Source organism: Streptomyces sp. SID5785 (genome assembly GCF_009870065.1).
Lineage (GTDB): Bacteria > Actinomycetota > Actinomycetes > Streptomycetales > Streptomycetaceae > Streptomyces.
Map to the genome: position 1 here is coordinate 1 of NZ_WWIA01000458.1, position 439 is coordinate 439.

Genomic DNA, 439 nt, shown 5'->3' on the forward strand with positions numbered 1-439 from the left:
AGGGGCGCGGGGAACTGCGCGCTCAGCCACGACGAAGCCCGCAGACGGACTACCTCCGCGCCCCACACGGGAACACCCGACCCGGCCGAAACGCGATCAGCCGGCCCAGGGGCGCGGGGAACTGCGCGCTCAGCCACGACGAATGCCGCAGACGAACCCCATCCGCGCCGCCCGAGCGGGGACGCACGACCCGGCCGGGACCGAGCCCCCCGAACCCGACCGGAGGTCAGATCGCCGGGCCAGAACCAGGCAGCGGCCTCCCCGCACTCTCCCGCATCCGCCACGCCGCGATCCCGCCGATGACGGCCGCGGCCATCATGTAGTACGCCGGAATCATCAGGTTCCCGGTCGCCGCGATGAGCGCCGCCGCGACCAGCGGGGTCGTGCCACCGAAGAGGGACACGGAGAGGTTGAAGCCGACGGACAGGGAGCCGTAGCG

General features: G+C 73.1%; 1 pseudogene. It reads right to left on the bottom strand.

What is annotated here, in order from left to right:
- Positions 1 to 226: 226 nt before the first annotated feature.
- A pseudogene (locus GTW43_RS15080) lies at positions 227 to 439 on the bottom strand (MFS transporter); the annotation flags it as partial.